Origin of the sequence: Kocuria sp. NPDC057446, assembly GCF_042802875.1 — a bacterium.
Lineage (GTDB): Bacteria > Actinomycetota > Actinomycetes > Actinomycetales > Micrococcaceae > Kocuria.
The window spans coordinates 1-15,978 of record NZ_JBHVDI010000027.1; the positions used below are offsets into that span (position 1 = coordinate 1).

Sequence of the window (15,978 nt, forward strand, 5' to 3'; positions counted from 1 at the left end):
GCGCCTGCGCCGCGGGCTCTTCCGTTCGGTACAGTTGATCCCCGGGCACCGCACCGGTGCCCGTCCCCGCACGCCCGGGCGGTCCCGCCGCACCGGCCCCCTCGACCCGACCAGCAAGGAGCGCGCCGCCCCATGACCGGTGGAGAAATCGCAGGACTGCTCGCCGCGGGGGTGTTCGCCGTGCTGGTGCTCCTGCTCGCGGTGCCGATCCTCAAGCTCGGCAAGGTCTTCGACGAGCTGCGGCTGACGATCCGCTCGCTCAACAACGAGACCGTCCCCCTCATCGACGAGGTCACCCGCACCGTCTCGACCACCAACTCGCAGCTCGAGAAGGTCGACGGGATCACGACCAACGTCTCCGACGCCTCCGCGAACGTCTCCGCGCTGTCCTCCCTGGTGGCCTCCACCGTGGGCCAGCCGCTGATCAAGGTAGCCGCGTTCTCGCACGGCGTGCGCCGGGCGTTCACGGGCGACCCCGCCCCGCAGGGCGCCCACCGGGCCGACCGCTTCGGGGCCGCCGACGAGCAGGACCCGGGCACCCCGGGGGAGGACCGGCCATGAGCTTCTGGGGCCGGCTCGCCCTCGTGGCCGCCGGCGGCGTGCTCGGCGCCGCCGCCACCCGTCTCGCACGGTCGCCCGGTCAGGACCTCTCCGTGCCGGGCGCACCCGGCGCGGCCCGCACCCCCCGCGCCGGGGACTGGCGCTCCCGGCTCTACCGCTTCGCCGCCACCGTGCGCGCGGGCATGGACGAGCGCGAGGCCGAGCTGCGGGCGTCCTTCGGCGTCGACGCGCCCCGCCCGCCGGCCACCCGCCTCACCGGCCGCCGCGCCGCCCAGCCGGTGCTCGACGGCACCGCCGCCCCCGGCGCGACCGCGGCGGACCCCACCGACCCCCCGACCGACCGCGAAGGAAAGCACCGGTAATGCTGTCTCAGGAAATCACCAAGCGCTGGCTGGACTACTTCGAAGGCCAGGGCCACACCGTGGTGCCCTCCGCCTCGCTGATCTCCTCCCAGCCGGGTGCCATGTTCACGATCGCGGGCATGGTCCCGTTCATCCCGTACTTCCTCGGCCAGGAGACCGCCCCCTACCGGCGCGCCACGTCCATCCAGAAGTGCATCCGCACCCTCGACATCGACGAGGTGGGCAAGACCGCCCGGCACGGCACGTTCTTCCAGATGGCCGGCAACTTCTCCTTCGGCGACTACTTCAAGGAGCGCGCCATCCCCATGGCGTGGGAGCTGCTCACCAGCCCGCTCGAGCAGGGCGGCTTCGGCCTCGACCCCGAGCGGCTGTGGGTGACCGTCTACGAGGGCGACGAGGAGTCCTACACCCTGTGGAAGGACACGGTCGGCGTGCCCGCCGAGCGGATCCAGAGGATGGGCCGGGACGAGAACTACTGGGACACCGGCCAGCCCGGACCCGCCGGGCCGGACTCCGAGATCTTCTACGACCGAGGCCCCCGGTACGGCCGGGAGGGCGGCCCGGCGGTCGACGACGACCGCTACATCGAGATCTGGAACCTCGTGTTCATGCAGTACCAGCGCGGCGAGGGCTCGGGCAAGGACTACGAGATCCTGGGCGACCTGCCGGAGCAGAACATCGACACCGGCCTGGGCGTCGAGCGCCTGGCCATGCTGCTCCAGGGCGTCGAGAACTTCTACGAGACCGACCAGGTCCGCCCCGTCCTGGACCGGGCCTCGGAGCTCTCGGGGAAGCGGTACCACGGCTCCGAGAAGCCCGGCGAGGAGGGCTACGACGACGACGTGCGGATGCGCGTGGTCGCCGACCACGTCCGCTCCTCCCTGATGCTCATCGCCGACGGCGTGAGCCCGTCCAACGAGGGCCGCGGGTACATCCTGCGCCGCCTGCTGCGCCGCGCCATCCGCGCGATGCGCCTGATGGGCGTCACCGAGCCCTGCCTGCCCGTGCTGCTGCCCGCGTCCCGCGACGCGATGCGCGGCGTGTACCCCTACGTGGCCGAGGACTTCGAGCGGATCTCCCGGATCGCCTACGCCGAGGAGCGGGCGTTCCTGAAGACCATCGAGTCCGGGACCACCCGGCTCAACGAGGCCGTGGCCGGCGCCCGCCGGCAGGGCCAGGTCGTCTCCGGCGCGGAGGCCTTCGCCCTGCACGACACCTACGGGTTCCCGATCGACCTCACCCTGGAGATGGCCGCCGAGGCCGGGGTCGCCGTCGACGAGACGGCGTTCCGCGGGCTGATGGAGGAGCAGCGCCGTCGCGCGCAGCAGGACGCCCGCGCCAAGAAGGGCGCCCACGCCGACCTCTCCGTGTTCCGCCGGCTCGTGGACGAGGGCGGATCGGTGTTCACCGGCTACACCCGGCTCGGCCACGAGACCGTGCTGCGGGCCCTGCTGCAGGACGGCGTCACCGTCCCCGCCGCCCCGGCGGGCACCCACGTCGAGGTCGTCCTCGACGAGACGCCCTTCTACGCCGAGGCCGGCGGCCAGGCCGCCGACCAGGGCATGGTCAGCGGCGACGGCTTCGTGCTCGAGGTCACCGACGTCCAGCAGCCCGTGAAGGGGCTGTCCGTGCACCAGGCGGTCGTGCGCGAGGGCGAGGCCCTCTCCGGGGCCACGGTCCTCGCCCAGGTGGACGTCGCCCGGCGGCGGGCCGCCGAAGCGGCCCACACCGGGACCCACATCGTGCACGCGGCGCTGCACGACATCCTCGGCCCCGAGGCCGTCCAGCGCGGCTCCTTCAACAAGGAGGGCTACCTGCGCTTCGACTTCGCCTGGGGCGAGGGGCTCGCCGAGGCCCAGCGGCAGGAGATCGAGGAGGTCTCCAACGCGGCGATCCACGCCAACCACGAGGTCGTCGTACAGGAGATGGCCCTCGCCGAGGCCAAGGCCATGGGCGCCATGTCCCTGTTCGGGGAGAAGTACGGGGACCGGGTGCGCGTGGTCGAGCTCAACGGCCCGTGGTCCCGGGAGCTGTGCGGCGGCACGCACGTGGCCGGCACCGCCCAGATCGGATCCCTCACCCTGCTCACCGAGCAGTCCGTGGGCTCGGGCAACCGCCGCGTCGAGGCGCTGGTGGGCCTGGACTCGTTCCGGCACCTCGCCGCCGAGCGCACCCTCGTGCACCAGCTCACCGGCATGCTGAAGGTCCAGTCCTCCGCGGAGCTGCCCGAGCGCCTCGCCGGCACCCTCGAGAAGCTGAGGACCGCCGAGAAGGAGCTCGCCGTCCTGCGCCGGGAGAAGCTCCAGGCGCAGGCCGGCTCCCTGCTCGACGGGGTGCGCCAGGTGGGTGCGGTCAAGGTCCTCACCCACGACATGGGCGAGGTCGCCGGGGCCGACGACGTCCGCTCGCTCGCCCTCGACCTGCGCGGCCGGATGACGGCCGAGCCGTTCGTCGTCGCCGTCACGGGCACGGCCAAGGGCCGGCCCCTGGTCCTCGTGGCCACCACCGAGGGCGCCCGCGACGCCGGGGCGAAGGCCGGCAAGCTCGTGCGCACCGCCGCCACGGTCCTCGGCGGCGGGGGCGGCGGCAAGGACGACATCGCCCAGGGCGGCGGGCAGGACCCCGCCCGGAGCGGGGACGCCCTCGACGCGGTGCTGGCCGACATCGCCCGGGCGACGGGCGGCGCCGCCGCGTGAGCGACGCCTACGCCCGGGGACGGCGGATGGGGGTCGACGTCGGCCTGGTCCGCGTCGGGGTCGCCCTGTGCGACCCCGACGGGATCCTCGCCACGCCGCTCACCACGCTGCGGCGGGACCCCCGGAAGGGCTTCGACGTGAAGCTGCTGGCCGGTCTGGTCCAGGAGCACGACGTCGTCGCCGTCTACGTCGGGCTGCCCCGCAGCCTGGACGGCGGGGAGAACGCCTCGACGGCCATGGCGCGGGACTACGCGCAGGCCCTCGTGCGGCGGCTGCGGGTGAAGGGCCGGGACGTGCCGGTGCGGCTGGTCGACGAGCGCCTGAGCACCGTGGACGCCCACCGGGCGCTCCTGGAAGCCGGGGTCGCCCGCCGCGACCACATGGACAAGGTCGACCAGGTGGCCGCGGCCACCATCCTGCAGAGCGCCGTGGACCGGGCCCGGGCCACCGGCTCGGAGCCCGGCGCGCCGGTGGACCCGCCGGTCCCCGGCGCCGCGCCGCCCGCCGTCCCGCATAATGGAGGGGACCACGACGGGCAGGGTCCTGTCGCGGGGCACCACGGGGAGCCGTCCACCGGAGCCGGGACCACGGCCGAGGGCGCCGCCGAGGACTCCGCCGGAGCGCCCGACCGGGCGCGCACGGCGCCGTTGACGACCACCGATCCGGACGGAGAGCATTCGTGAGCGACGACCCGTACGACCAGTCGGCGCCCCGCCGACACGAGGCGCACCGCGAGTCGTCCGGCGGCGGACTGGGCAGCCTGCTGGACGCCCCGTCGTCGCGGGAGCCCTCCTCCGGCCTGCGCGGCGTCTTCGAGCACGAGGAGCTCACCCCCGAGCAGATCAAGCGGCGCCGGCGCCGCGGGCGCGTGTCCCTGACCACGGCCATCGCCCTGTTCCTGCTCGCCGCGCTGATCACCGTGTCCGTGCTGGGCTCCACCTTCGGCTGGTTCGAGATCCGCGACTACCGCGGCGACGGCAAGGACCCCGTGACGTTCTCCGTGTCCGAGGGCGCGACCACGGGCCAGATCGCCGTGGCCCTCGAGTCGCAGGGGATCGTGGCCGACGCCGACACGTTCATCGAGACCTACCAGGAGGAGCACGCCGAGCAGTTCATCCAGCCCGGCGAGTACGAGCTGCGCACGGAGATGAGCTCGGAGGCCGCCGTGGACGCGCTCATGGAGGAGGACGAGGCGACCCACTACGCCGCGGTCAACCGGACGCTGCGGATGTCCGACACGTTCGGGGTGCTCAGCGAGTCCACCGGCATCCCCGTCTCCGAGTTCGAGGCCTACGAGGGAGACACGGCCGCGTTCGGGATCCCGGACCGCTTCCCGACCCTCGAGGGCTGGCTGCACCCCGGCGAGTACCGGTTCCCCCTGGACGCCACGGCGGAGCAGGTCCTGCAGACCATGGTGGACCGCACCCGCACGACCCTCGAGGACAACGGCATCACCGACGAGGAGCAGATCTTCGAGGTGCTCACGATCGGCTCGATCATCGAGTTCGAGGTCCAGCCGGAGCACTACGACGTGGTCGCCGGCGCGATCCAGAACCGCCTCGACAACCCCGACGGGGAGACCTCCGGGTTCATCCAGTCGGACGCCTCCGTGACCTACGGGCTCGACCGCAGGAGCTACGACTTCTCGGAGGAGGAGCGCCGCGACGAGTCCAACCGGTACAACACCTTCGCGAACCCGGGACTGCCGGTGGGCCCGATCGGCTCCCCGGGCGACGCCGCCATCGTGGCGGCCGCGGACCCGCAGGACAACGACTACTACTTCTGGGTGACCGTGGACCTCGACACGGGCGAGACGAAGTTCGCCGAGACCTACGCGGAGCACCTCGGGTACGTGGAGGAGTACAACCAGTGGTGCGGCGAGAACGAGGGCCGGTGCGGGTGAGCCCCGCCCGGGCCGCCGTGGTCGGCCACCCCATCGGCCACTCGAGGTCCCCGGACCTGCACCGCGCCGCGTACGCGGTGCTGGGGGAGGACGTGCACTACGACGCCCACGACCTGGTCGAGGAGCAGCTCCCGCCGTTCGTCGACGCCCGCCGGGGCGACCCCGCCTGGCGCGGGCTGTCCGTGACGATGCCGCTCAAGTCCGTCGCCGCCGCGTGCGCCGACGAGCTCACGGCGCTCGGGGACGCCGTGGGCGCGGTCAACACCCTGCTCTTCCGCCCCGACGGGACGGTGCTGGGCCACAACACCGACGTCGCCGGCATCGTGGGCGCGGTGCTCGCGGCCGGCGCCGTCCCGGACGCCCCCCGGGCCGCCGTCCTCGGCGGGGGCGGCACGGCCACGGCCGCCGTCGCCGCCGCGCAGCGGCTCGGTGCCGCCGCCGTGGACGTCTTCGTGCGCACGGCCTCCCGCGCCGGCCGGGCCGTCGAGGCGGGACGCCGGCTCGGGATCCCCGTGCGCCTGCGGGCCTGGGACGAGGCCCCGGACGCCCTGACCGGGTATGACGTGGTCGTCTCGACCCTCCCGCCGCACGGCGCGGACGAGCTGGCGGGGCAGCTGGAGGCCGCCGCCCGGAGCACCACCGGGGTCCTGCTCGACGCCGCCTACGACCCGTGGCCCTCGGCGGTCGCCGGGTCCTGGTCCCGGGCCGGGGGAGCGGTGGCCCCGGGACTCGATATGCTGATCTTCCAGGCGGTGGACCAGATCCGCCTGTTCACCGGCCGCGACGCGGGCACACCCCTGCCCCGCGAGCAGGACGTGGTCGCCGCGATGTGCACGGCCGTGGGGCGGCCCGTCCGCACCGCACCCTCCCTGCCCCGCACCTGAGACCTGTCGGCCGGCGCGCCCCCAGGGCCCGCCGCCGAGACCCCGAACGGAAAGAGTTGTTATGTTGCGTTGGCTCACGGCCGGCGAGTCGCACGGCGAGGCGCTCGTCGGGATCATCGAGGGCGTCCCGGCGGGTGTCGGCCTGACCAGCGAGGACGTCCGCGACGCCCTCGCGCGCCGGCGGCTCGGCTACGGGCGCGGCGCGCGGATGAAGTTCGAGCAGGACCAGGTGCGCCTGCTCGGCGGCGTCCGCCACGGCGTGACCCAGGGCGGTCCCGTGGCGATCGAGATCGCCAACACCGAGTGGCCCAAGTGGCGCGAGGTCATGTCCGCGGACCCCGTGGATCCGGAGGTGCTCGCGGGCCGCGCCCGCAACGCCCCGCTGACCCGGCCCCGTCCCGGTCACGCCGACCTGACCGGGATGCAGAAGTACGGCTTCGACGAGGCCCGGCCCGTGCTGGAGCGGGCCAGCGCCCGGGAGACCGCCACCCGCGTGGCCCTCGGCGCGGTCGCCGCGAAGATGCTCGAGGCCGTGGGCGTGCACCTGGTCTCGCACACGACCGCCGTGGGCGCCGTCAGCGCCCCGGTGGACGCCCCGCGCCCGCTGCCCGCCGACGTCCCGGGCCTCGACGCCGACCCGCTGCGCTGCTTCGACCCCGCCACGGCGGAGGCCATGGTGGCCGCGGTGGACGCCGCCCACAAGGACGGGGAGACCCTCGGCGGCGTCGTCGAGGTCCTCGCCTACGGGCTGCCGCCGGGGCTCGGCTCCTACGTGCACTGGGACCGCCGGCTGGACTCCCGCCTGGCGGGGGCCCTCATGGGCATCCAGGCCATCAAGGGCATCGAGGTCGGCGACGGCTTCCTGACCGCCGCGCGTCCCGGCTCCGAGGCCCACGACGAGATCTCCCGCGGCGCCGACGGCGTCGTGCGCCGCGTCAGCAACCGGGCCGGCGGGATCGAGGGCGGCATGTCGATCGGGGACGTCCTGCGCGTGCGCGCGGCCATGAAGCCGATCGCCACCGTGCCGAAGGCCCTGCGCACCGTGGACGTCGCCACCGGCGAGGCCGCCCGCGCCCACCACCAGCGCTCGGACGTCTGTGCCGTGCCGGCCGCCGGCGTCGTGGCGGAGGCCATGGTGGCCCTCGTGCTCGCCGACGCCGTGACGGAGAAGTTCGGCGGCGACTCGATCGCCGAGACCGCCCGCAACAAGGACGCCTACCTCGCCGCGATCCCGGAGTCCCTGCACTCCGCCGGCGAGCTCGGGGCCTTCGAGGACGACGCCGCCGCGGCCCGCGACGACCACATGGGCGACCCCCTCGTGGCGCCGGCCGAGACCGGGGAGGGCCAGGCGTGAACGCCCAGTTCCCCGCCCCGGCCGACGCCGCCGCGGTCCCGCAGCGGCCCGTGGTGCTGATCGGGCCCATGGCCGCCGGCAAGTCCTTCCTCGCCCTGCACATGTCCAAGTTCTACGGCTACGACTTCGTGGACGCCGACCAGGTCATCGTCTCCCGCTACGGGGTGATCTCGGGCATCTTCGCCGAGCACGGCGAGAAGTACTTCCGCGACCTCGAGGCGGACACCGTCGCCGAGATCCTCCGGGACCCCGACCACGCCAACGCCATCTTCTCCGTGGGCGGCGGCGCCCCCATGACCCCGTCCACCCGCGAGCTGCTGCGGGACGAGATCGTGGCCTACCTCGAGGTGGACACCGAGACCGTGCTGCCCCGGATCAGCGGCAACCGGACCCGGCCCATGCTCCAGCCGGACCCGGAGCGGCGCTGGCAGGAGCTCTACGAGTCCCGCCGCGCCTGCTACGAGGAGCTCGCGGACATCACCCTCGACGGGCGGGGCAACCGGCCCGTCGCCGAGATCGGCGCCGACCTCGAGGCGGAGCTCGTCCGCCTGCGCGCCGCGCGCGCCGCCGCCACCGACAGCACCGAGGAGATCCAGGCATGAGCGAGTCCGCTCCCCGCACCGTCACGACCATCCCCGTCACCGGGGACCGTCCGGCCGAGAACTACGACGTGCTCGTGGGCCACGGGCTGCTGGGGGAGGTCCCCCGCGTGCTCGGGGACCGGGTCCAGCGGGTGCTCGTCATCCACCCGCGGGCGCTGCGCAGCACCGGCGACGTGGTCATGGAGGAGCTGCGCGGCCAGGGCTACCAGGCGTTCACCGCGGAGATCCCGGACGCCGAGGAGGGCAAGCACGTCCAGGTGGCGTCCTTCTGCTGGCAGGTCCTCGGGCAGAACGACTTCACCCGCTCCGACGCGATCGTCTCCGTGGGCGGGGGCGCGGTCTCCGACCTCGCGGGCTTCGTGGCCGCCACCTGGCTGCGCGGCGTGCGCGTGGTGCACGTGCCCACCACCCTGCTCGGCATGGTCGACGCCGCCGTGGGCGGCAAGACCGGGATCAACACCGCCGAGGGCAAGAACCTCGTGGGCGCCTTCCACCCGCCCGCGGCCGTGCTGTGCGACCTCGACACCCTGCGGACGCTGCCCGAGAACGAGCTGCTCACCGGCATGGCCGAGGTCGTCAAGTGCGGCTTCATCGCCGACGAGCGGATCCTCGAGCTCCTCGAGACCGACCCCGCGGCCGTGCGCGACTCCCAGTCCGAGGTGGTGCGCGAGCTCGTGGAGCGCAGCATCCGGGTCAAGGCCGAGATCGTCTCCGGCGACCTGCGCGAGGCCGGCCGCCGGGAGGTCCTCAACTACGGGCACACCCTCGGCCACGCGATCGAGCACAACGAGCGCTACCAGTGGCGCCACGGCGCCGCCGTCTCCGTGGGACTCGTCTTCGCCGCGGAGCTGGCCCGCACCGCCGGGAACCTGGCCGACGACGTCGTCGAGCGCCACCGCAGCATCCTCGCCTCCCTCGGCCTGCCGACCACCTACCGGTGGGACCAGTGGCCGCGGCTGCTGGAGGTCATGAAGCGGGACAAGAAGACCCGCGGGAACCTGCTGCGCTTCGTCGTCCTCGACGCCGTCGGCCGGCCCCGCGTGCTCGAGGTCCCCGATCCCGCGATCCTCTTCGCGACCTACCAGGAGATCGCCGAGGGCGCGCCCAGCTAGACTGGTCCGCGGTCCGGGACGACACCCCCTTTCCGCGCCGACCTGCCGACTTCGCAGACAACCAGAGAGAGAACCTGTGGCTACCACCAACGACATCAAGAACGGCACCGTCCTGAAGCTTGAGGGCAACCTCTGGAACGTCATCGAGTTCCAGCACGTCAAGCCGGGCAAGGGCGGGGCGTTCGTGCGCACCAAGATGCGCAACATCACCTCCGGGAAGGTCGTGGACAAGACCTTCAACGCGGGCGCCAAGATCGAGACCGCCACGGTGGACCGCAGCGAGTACCAGTACCTGTACCAGGACGGCGCCGACTACGTCTTCATGGACAACAAGACCTACGACCAGATCACGGTCCCCGGCGACGTGGTGGGCGACGCCGCCAACTTCATGCTCGAGAACCTGAACGCGACCATCGCGATGCACGAGGGCGCCCCCCTCTACATCGAGCTGCCCGCGTCCGTGGTCCTCGAGATCACCTACACCGAGCCGGGCCTGCAGGGCGACCGCTCCACCGGTGGCACCAAGCCCGCCACCGTGGAGACCGGCTACCAGATCCAGGTGCCGCTGTTCCTCGAGCAGGGCACCAAGGTCAAGGTCGACACCCGCACGGGTGACTACCTGGGCCGCGTCAACGAGTGAGCGCCCGCGGCAAGGCGCGCCGGCGCGCCGTGGAGATCCTTTTCGAGGCCGAGCAGCGCTCCGAGGACGCCCGCGAGGTCATGGAGCGGCGCCGGCTGCACAGCGACTCGCTGGTCTCCCCGTACGCCGAGGAGCTCGTGCTCGGCGTCACGATGCGCCGCGGTGAGCTCGACGAGTACCTCGAGACGTACTCCCAGGGCTGGACGCTGGAGCGGATGCCGGCCGTGGACCGCAACGTGCTGCGCGTGGGCGCCTGGGAGCTGCTGTTCAACGACGACGTCCCCGACGGGGTCGCCGTGGCCGAGGCCGTGGGCCTCGCGAAGGAGCTCGCGGGCGACGACTCCCCGCGCTTCGTCAACGGCCTGCTCGGCCGTCTGCAGCAGATGAAGCCGACCCTGCTGGGCTGAGCCGGGACGCGGTCCTGCGCCCGGGGGCGCTACCATGCGGGGACCACGACCGTCCGTTCCGGGGAGGTTCGCGTGAGCGCTCCCGCGCTGCACCTGCAGGGCGTCTCGAAGCACTACGGCCCCGTGCGCGCCGTCGACCGCGTGAGCCTCGAGGTCCGCCCGGGGGAGCTCTACGCGCTGCTGGGGCTCAACGGCGCCGGCAAGACCACGCTGATGCGGGTGGTGCTCGGCATGGTCCGCCCTTCGGCGGGCACCGTCACGGTCCTGGGCCGCGGCCGCGGCGACCGGTCGGCCCTCGCGGCGGTCGGCTACCTCGTGGAGTCCGCCGCCGCCTATCCGGAGCTGACCGTGCGCGAGAACCTGGAGCTCGCGCGCCGGCTGCGGCGGCTGCGGTCGCCGGGCGCGGTGCAGGACGCCGTGGAGCTGTTCGGGCTGACCGAGCACGCCGACCGCCGTGCCCGCGTGCTCTCCCAGGGCAACCTGCAGCGGCTGGCCCTCGCCCGGGCCATGCTGCACCGCCCGTCCCTGCTGGTCCTCGACGAGCCGGTCAACGGCCTGGACCCGGCGGGCGTCGTGGAGGTCCGGGCCCTGCTGGGGCGCCTCGCCCGCGAGCACGGCACCGCCGTGCTCCTCTCGAGCCACCTGCTCGGGGAGGTGGCCCGTGTCGCCACCCGGGTCGGCGTGCTGCACCGGGGCGCGCTGATCGACGAGTTCGGCACGGCCGCCCTGCCGGACCGGGTGCACCGCCGCCTGGAGCTCAGCACGCGCGACGACGCCCGGGCGGTGCGCGTCCTGGCCGCCGCCGGCCTTCCGGCGCGCCGCGCGGCCGGGACGGTCGTGCTCGAGGGCGCCCGGGCCACGGACCGGCCCGAGGACGTGGCCGCCGCCCTCGTCCACGGCGGGGTGCCGCCCACCGCTCTGGCGGTGGTCCGGGAGGACCTGGAGGCCCACTTCCTGCGCCTGGTGGGCGCCGAGCACCCGGGGGAGCGCAGCGGTGACCGGTGAGCTCGCCGCCGCGCTGCACGCGGAGGTGCTCAAGCTGCGCCGCTCCCGCGTGCCGTGGGCCACCGCCGGGGCCGTCGCCCTCGCCGGGGCGGTCGGGGCGTTCTTCATGTTCGTGCTGCAGGACGTCGACCGCGCCCGGACCCTGGGGCTGCTGGGCGCCAAGGCCCAGCTCACCGGCGGCACCGCGGACTGGCCCGGGTACTTCGCCCTGGCCGCGCAGACCGTGGCGGTGGGCGGGCTGATCATCTTCGGGACCGCAGCGGTCTGGCTCTTCGGCCGGGAGTTCTCGGACCGGACCGCGACCGACCTGCTGGCCCTGCCCACCTCGCGCACCGCCGTGGTCCTGGCGAAGCTGCTGCTGCTGCTCGTGTGGTGCACCGCGCTCACCGTGCTCCTCGTCGGCCTCGTGCTCCTGCTGGGCACGGCCCTCGGACTGCCCGGCTGGACGGCCGGCGCGGCCCTGCGCGGCGCCGGCGGCGTCCTGGTCGCCGGGCTGCTCACGGCGGGCCTCGCCGCGTCCTACGGGCTGGCCGCGAGCGTGGGCCGGGGCTACCTGCCCGCCGTGGCCGTCCTGTTCCTCACCGTCCTCGTGGCCCAGGTGCTCGCCGCCGTCGGGCACGGCGCGTGGTTCCCCTGGGCGGTGCCCGCCCTGCTCGCCGGAACGGCCGGCCCGGGCACCGCGGACGCCGGCGCGGCCGGGGTCCCGGGCGTCGTGCTCGTGGCCCTCGGCTCGGCCGCGGCCACCGCCGCCTGGTGGGAGCGGGCGGACCACAGTGCCTGACCGGGCCGGGCCGCCGGGGGAGAGGGGAGGCGGAGGTCACACCGGGCCCGGGGCGTCAGGGCCGCTGTGCTAGTTTGGGGCGAGCAAGCAACCTTTAAGTCCGTCCTGTGAGGCGGGGAAGGAGGCGGCACCCTTGACCGACGACCCCTCCGCGGCCGGTCCCCCGACGGGACCCACCGCCGCGCGCGTCATCCTCTCGGCAGCCGACATCGACCGCGCCCTGACGCGCATCGCCCACGAGATCCTCGAGGCCAACAAGGGCAGCTCGGACCTCGTCCTGCTCGGCATTCCCCGCCGCGGCTATCCGCTGGCCCAGCGGATCGCCGCCAAGATCGCCGCGACCGACCCCGGCTTCGACGCCGCCGCGAGCCTCGGGCAGCTCGACGTCACGATGTTCCGCGACGACCTGCGCAAGAACCCCGCCCGCGCCCCCCGGCCGACCCGCATCCCCGTGCAGGGCATCGACGGGCGCACCGTGGTCCTCGTCGACGACGTGCTGTACTCGGGGCGCACCGTGCGCGCCGCCCTCGACGCCCTCGTGGACGTGGGGCGCCCCCGCGTGGTCCGCCTGGCCGTCCTCGTCGACCGCGGCCACCGGGAGCTGCCCGTCCGCGCCGACCACGTCGGCAAGAACCTCCCCACCTCGTCCCAGGAGAAGGTCCGGGTCCGCCTGACCGAGACCGACCCGGAGCCGCGCGCGGACGAGAACGCCGACTGCGTGGTCATCGAGACCACCGCGCCCGGGACCGGCGCATGAGGCACCTGCTGTCCACGAAGGACCTCTCCTACGACGCCGCCCTGACGGTCCTGGACACCGCGGACCAGATGGCCGCGGTGGGCCAGCGCTCCGTCAAGAAGCTCCCCGCGCTGCGGGGCCGCACCGTGGTCAACCTCTTCTTCGAGGACTCGACGCGCACCCGCATCTCCTTCGAGACGGCCGCCAAGCGACTGTCCGCGGACGTCCTCAACTTCTCCGCGAAGGGCTCCTCGGTCTCCAAGGGGGAGTCCCTCAAGGACACCGCACAGACCCTCGCGGCGATGAGCGCCGACGCCGTGGTGATCCGGCACTCGGCCTCCGGCTCCCCGCAGCAGCTCGCCGAGTCCGACTGGATCGACGCGGCCGTGGTCAACGCCGGCGACGGCACCCACGAGCACCCCACGCAGGCCCTGCTCGACGCCATGACGCTGCGCCAGCACCGTGCCCGCACCGAGGGCCGCGACAGCACCCGCGGGCTCGACCTCGAGGGGCTGCACGTGGTGATCGTCGGCGACGTCCTGCACTCCCGGGTGGCACGCTCCGACCTGTGGCTGTTCACCACCCTGGGCGCCCGCGTCACGTTCGTGGCCCCGCCCACCCTGCTGCCGGTCGGCATCGCGGACTGGCCGTGCCGGGTGGTGTTCTCCCTCGACGAGGCCCTGGACCCGGCGCCGGACGCCGTGATGATGCTGCGCGTGCAGCGGGAGCGGATGCACGCCGCGTTCTTCCCGACCCCCCAGGAGTACGCCCGCGAGTGGGGGCTGACCCCCGAGCGGGTCGCGGCCCTCGACGCCGCCGGGGCGTCCACGGCGATCATGCACCCGGGGCCCATGAACCGCGGCCTGGAGATCTCCTCGGCCGCGGCGGACTCCCCGCGCTCCACGGTCCTGGACCAGGTGCGCAACGGCGTCTCGGTGCGGATGTCGGTGCTCTACCTGCTGCTGGCCGGCGACGACCTCGACCCCACCTCCACCCCGCACCCCCAGGAGCGCTGAACCCGTGACCTCGTACCTCATCCAGGGCGCCGAGCTGCTCGGCGAGCAGACCGCCGACATCCTCGTCGAGGACGGGGTGATCCGGCGCATCGGCCCGGACCTCGCCGCGGGCGGGGCCCGCGTCGTCGACGCCGCCGGTCTCGTGGCCCTGCCCGGGCTCGTGGACATCCACACGCACCTGCGCGAGCCGGGCCGGGAGGACGCCGAGACCGTCGAGACCGGCACCCGGGCCGCCGCCCTCGGCGGCTACACCGCCGTCTTCGCCATGGCCAACTCGGACCCCGTGGCGGACACGGCCGGAGTCGTGGAGCAGGTGCACGAGCTGGGCCGCTCCGCGGGCTGGGTCGACGTCCGCCCGGTGGGCGCCGTGACCGTGGGCCTGAAGGGCGAGCGGCTCGCCGAGATCATGGCGATGGCCGAGTCCCGCGCCGCGGTGCGGATGTTTTCCGACGACGGCATGTGCGTGCACGACCCGGTGCTCATGCGCCGGGCACTGGAGTACGTCAAGGGCTTCGACGGGGTCGTGGCCCAGCACGCCCAGGAGCCGCGGCTGACCGAGGGCGCCCAAATGAACGAGGGCTCCGTCTCCGCCGAGCTCGGGCTCACCGGCTGGCCCGCCGTCGCGGAGGAGGCCATCATCGCCCGCGACGTCCTGCTCGCCGAGCACGTGGGCTCCCGGGTGCACATCTGCCACCTCTCCACCCGCGGCTCCGTGGACATCGTGCGCTGGGCCAAGCAGCGCGGCATCGACGTCACCGCCGAGGCCACCCCGCACCACCTGCTGCTCACCGACGAGCGGGTCCGCAGCTTCGACCCGGTGTACAAGGTCAACCCGCCGCTGCGCACGGACGAGGACGTGCGCGCCCTGCGCGAGGCCGTGGCCGACGGCACCATCGACGTGATCGGCACCGACCACGCCCCGCACCCGGCCGAGGACAAGGAGTGCGAGTGGTCCTGCGCGGCCAACGGGATGACCGGGCTCGAGACCGCGCTGTCCGTGGTGCAGCTCAGCCTCGTCGACACCGGCCTGCTGACCTGGCGCGACGTCGCCCGGATCACCTCGGCGACCCCCGCCCGGATCGGGCGCCTGGCCGGTCAGGGCCGGCCGCTCGAGGAGGGGGAGCCCGCGAACATCACCCTGTGGGACCCGGCCGCGACCACCGTGGTGGACCCCGCCCGGCACGCGTCGAAGGGCCGCAACAGCCCCTACCGCGGCATGGAGCTGCCCGGCGCGGTCCGCGCCACCTTCCTCCGCGGCCACCCCACCGTCCTCGACGGGGCCCTGCACCGCCCCGCCCCGACCCCCGCCGCCTGACCGCGCCGACACCATCCACCGCCCGGAGGCCCCCGTCCCATGGACCAGCTCACCACCGTGCTCGTCACGGTCCTCGTCCTCGCCGTGCTGTTCGCCCTGCTCCGCCGGGGCTGGCGCACGCGCGTGCGGCGCCAGTCCGGGATCCCGGCGCCGGCCGTGCCGCCGCCGGGGATCGAGGAGCGCGAGCCCCGGCTCGTGATCCCGGGCATGTACGTGAGCACCACGGAGTCCGGCGCCCCGCTCGAGCGGATCGCCGCCCACGGGCTGGGCGTCCGCGCCCGGGCGACGGCCCTCGTCCTCGACGACGGCGTGCTGCTCGACCGCCAGGGCGCCCCGGCCCTGTTCGTCCCCGCCGCGGACCTCGTGGCCGTGGGCACGAGCTCGGGCATGGTCGGCAAGTTCGTGGAGAAGGACGGGCTCGCCGTGCTCACCTGGACCCTGGGCTCCACCGTGGTGGACACCGGTTTCCGCACCCAGCGGGCCGAGGACAAGCAGCGCCTCCTCGACGCCGTGGAGGCGATCGTCCCCGCACCGCACTCCTGACCTGCTGGCGCCCGCCGCCGCCCCGCCTTCCCGACCCACAGACCCGAACGTGAGGACGACC

The 15,978-nt window shown here is 74.2% G+C and carries 17 protein-coding genes; all 17 read left to right on the forward strand.

Annotated features, from left to right (window positions below; genetic code table 11):
* Nucleotides 1–132 precede the first annotated feature (132 nt).
* Nucleotides 133–561 (forward strand): DUF948 domain-containing protein, encoded by a 429-nt coding sequence (locus ACFU0Y_RS05355; protein WP_380213415.1) that lies wholly within the window; start codon nucleotides 133–135, stop codon nucleotides 559–561.
* Entirely contained in the window at nucleotides 558–923 is a 366-nt protein-coding gene (locus ACFU0Y_RS05360; RefSeq protein ID WP_380213416.1) for a hypothetical protein, read from the forward strand. Before ACFU0Y_RS05355 ends, ACFU0Y_RS05360 begins: the two co-directional genes overlap by 4 nt.
* On the forward strand, nucleotides 923–3,619 hold the full coding sequence (gene alaS, locus ACFU0Y_RS05365; RefSeq protein WP_380213417.1) for an alanine--tRNA ligase: 2,697 nt from the start codon (nucleotides 923–925) through the stop codon (nucleotides 3,617–3,619). The genes ACFU0Y_RS05360 and alaS overlap by 1 nt, the downstream gene beginning before the upstream one ends.
* Nucleotides 3,616–4,302, forward strand: a complete 687-nt coding sequence (gene ruvX / locus ACFU0Y_RS05370; RefSeq protein ID WP_380213418.1) for a Holliday junction resolvase RuvX — start codon at nucleotides 3,616–3,618, stop codon at nucleotides 4,300–4,302. Before alaS ends, ruvX begins: the two co-directional genes overlap by 4 nt.
* Entirely contained in the window at nucleotides 4,299–5,522 is a 1,224-nt protein-coding gene (gene mltG, locus ACFU0Y_RS05375) for an endolytic transglycosylase MltG (RefSeq protein WP_380213419.1), read from the forward strand. The genes ruvX and mltG overlap by 4 nt, the downstream gene beginning before the upstream one ends.
* Nucleotides 5,513–6,406, forward strand: coding sequence for a shikimate dehydrogenase (locus ACFU0Y_RS05380; protein WP_380213443.1), 894 nt, complete (start codon nucleotides 5,513–5,515; stop codon nucleotides 6,404–6,406). Before mltG ends, ACFU0Y_RS05380 begins: the two co-directional genes overlap by 10 nt.
* A 61-nt stretch (nucleotides 6,407–6,467) precedes the next feature.
* Nucleotides 6,468–7,760, forward strand: a complete 1,293-nt coding sequence (aroC, locus tag ACFU0Y_RS05385) for a chorismate synthase (RefSeq protein ID WP_380213420.1) — start codon at nucleotides 6,468–6,470, stop codon at nucleotides 7,758–7,760.
* The gene (locus ACFU0Y_RS05390) at nucleotides 7,757–8,362 is read left to right on the forward strand and encodes a shikimate kinase (protein ID WP_380213421.1); all 606 of its coding nucleotides are present in this window, start codon (nucleotides 7,757–7,759) and stop codon (nucleotides 8,360–8,362) included. Before aroC ends, ACFU0Y_RS05390 begins: the two co-directional genes overlap by 4 nt.
* Complete coding sequence (gene aroB, locus ACFU0Y_RS05395) at nucleotides 8,359–9,474, forward strand: 3-dehydroquinate synthase (RefSeq protein ID WP_380213422.1); 1,116 nt, start codon at nucleotides 8,359–8,361, stop codon at nucleotides 9,472–9,474. Before ACFU0Y_RS05390 ends, aroB begins: the two co-directional genes overlap by 4 nt.
* A gap of 76 nt (nucleotides 9,475–9,550) precedes the next feature.
* On the forward strand, nucleotides 9,551–10,114 hold the full coding sequence (gene efp / locus ACFU0Y_RS05400; RefSeq protein ID WP_380213423.1) for an elongation factor P: 564 nt from the start codon (nucleotides 9,551–9,553) through the stop codon (nucleotides 10,112–10,114).
* A complete protein-coding gene (nusB, locus tag ACFU0Y_RS05405; protein WP_380213424.1) occupies nucleotides 10,111–10,521 on the forward strand; it encodes a transcription antitermination factor NusB in 411 nt (136 codons plus the stop codon). Before efp ends, nusB begins: the two co-directional genes overlap by 4 nt.
* Nucleotides 10,522–10,593: 72 nt before the next feature.
* On the forward strand, nucleotides 10,594–11,526 hold the full coding sequence (locus ACFU0Y_RS05410) for an ABC transporter ATP-binding protein (RefSeq protein ID WP_380213425.1): 933 nt from the start codon (nucleotides 10,594–10,596) through the stop codon (nucleotides 11,524–11,526).
* Nucleotides 11,516–12,307: an ABC transporter permease gene (locus ACFU0Y_RS05415; protein ID WP_380213426.1), complete on the forward strand. Its 792-nt coding sequence runs from the start codon at nucleotides 11,516–11,518 to the stop codon at nucleotides 12,305–12,307. Before ACFU0Y_RS05410 ends, ACFU0Y_RS05415 begins: the two co-directional genes overlap by 11 nt.
* A gap of 133 nt (nucleotides 12,308–12,440) precedes the next feature.
* A complete protein-coding gene (gene pyrR, locus ACFU0Y_RS05420) occupies nucleotides 12,441–13,064 on the forward strand; it encodes a bifunctional pyr operon transcriptional regulator/uracil phosphoribosyltransferase PyrR (RefSeq protein WP_380213427.1) in 624 nt (207 codons plus the stop codon).
* Nucleotides 13,061–14,059 (forward strand): aspartate carbamoyltransferase catalytic subunit, encoded by a 999-nt coding sequence (locus tag ACFU0Y_RS05425; protein WP_380213428.1) that lies wholly within the window; start codon nucleotides 13,061–13,063, stop codon nucleotides 14,057–14,059. Before pyrR ends, ACFU0Y_RS05425 begins: the two co-directional genes overlap by 4 nt.
* A 4-nt stretch (nucleotides 14,060–14,063) precedes the next feature.
* Complete coding sequence (locus tag ACFU0Y_RS05430; RefSeq protein WP_380213429.1) at nucleotides 14,064–15,374, forward strand: dihydroorotase; 1,311 nt, start codon at nucleotides 14,064–14,066, stop codon at nucleotides 15,372–15,374.
* A gap of 39 nt (nucleotides 15,375–15,413) precedes the next feature.
* On the forward strand, nucleotides 15,414–15,917 hold the full coding sequence (locus ACFU0Y_RS05435; RefSeq protein WP_380213430.1) for an ABC transporter permease: 504 nt from the start codon (nucleotides 15,414–15,416) through the stop codon (nucleotides 15,915–15,917).
* Nucleotides 15,918–15,978 lie beyond the last annotated feature (61 nt).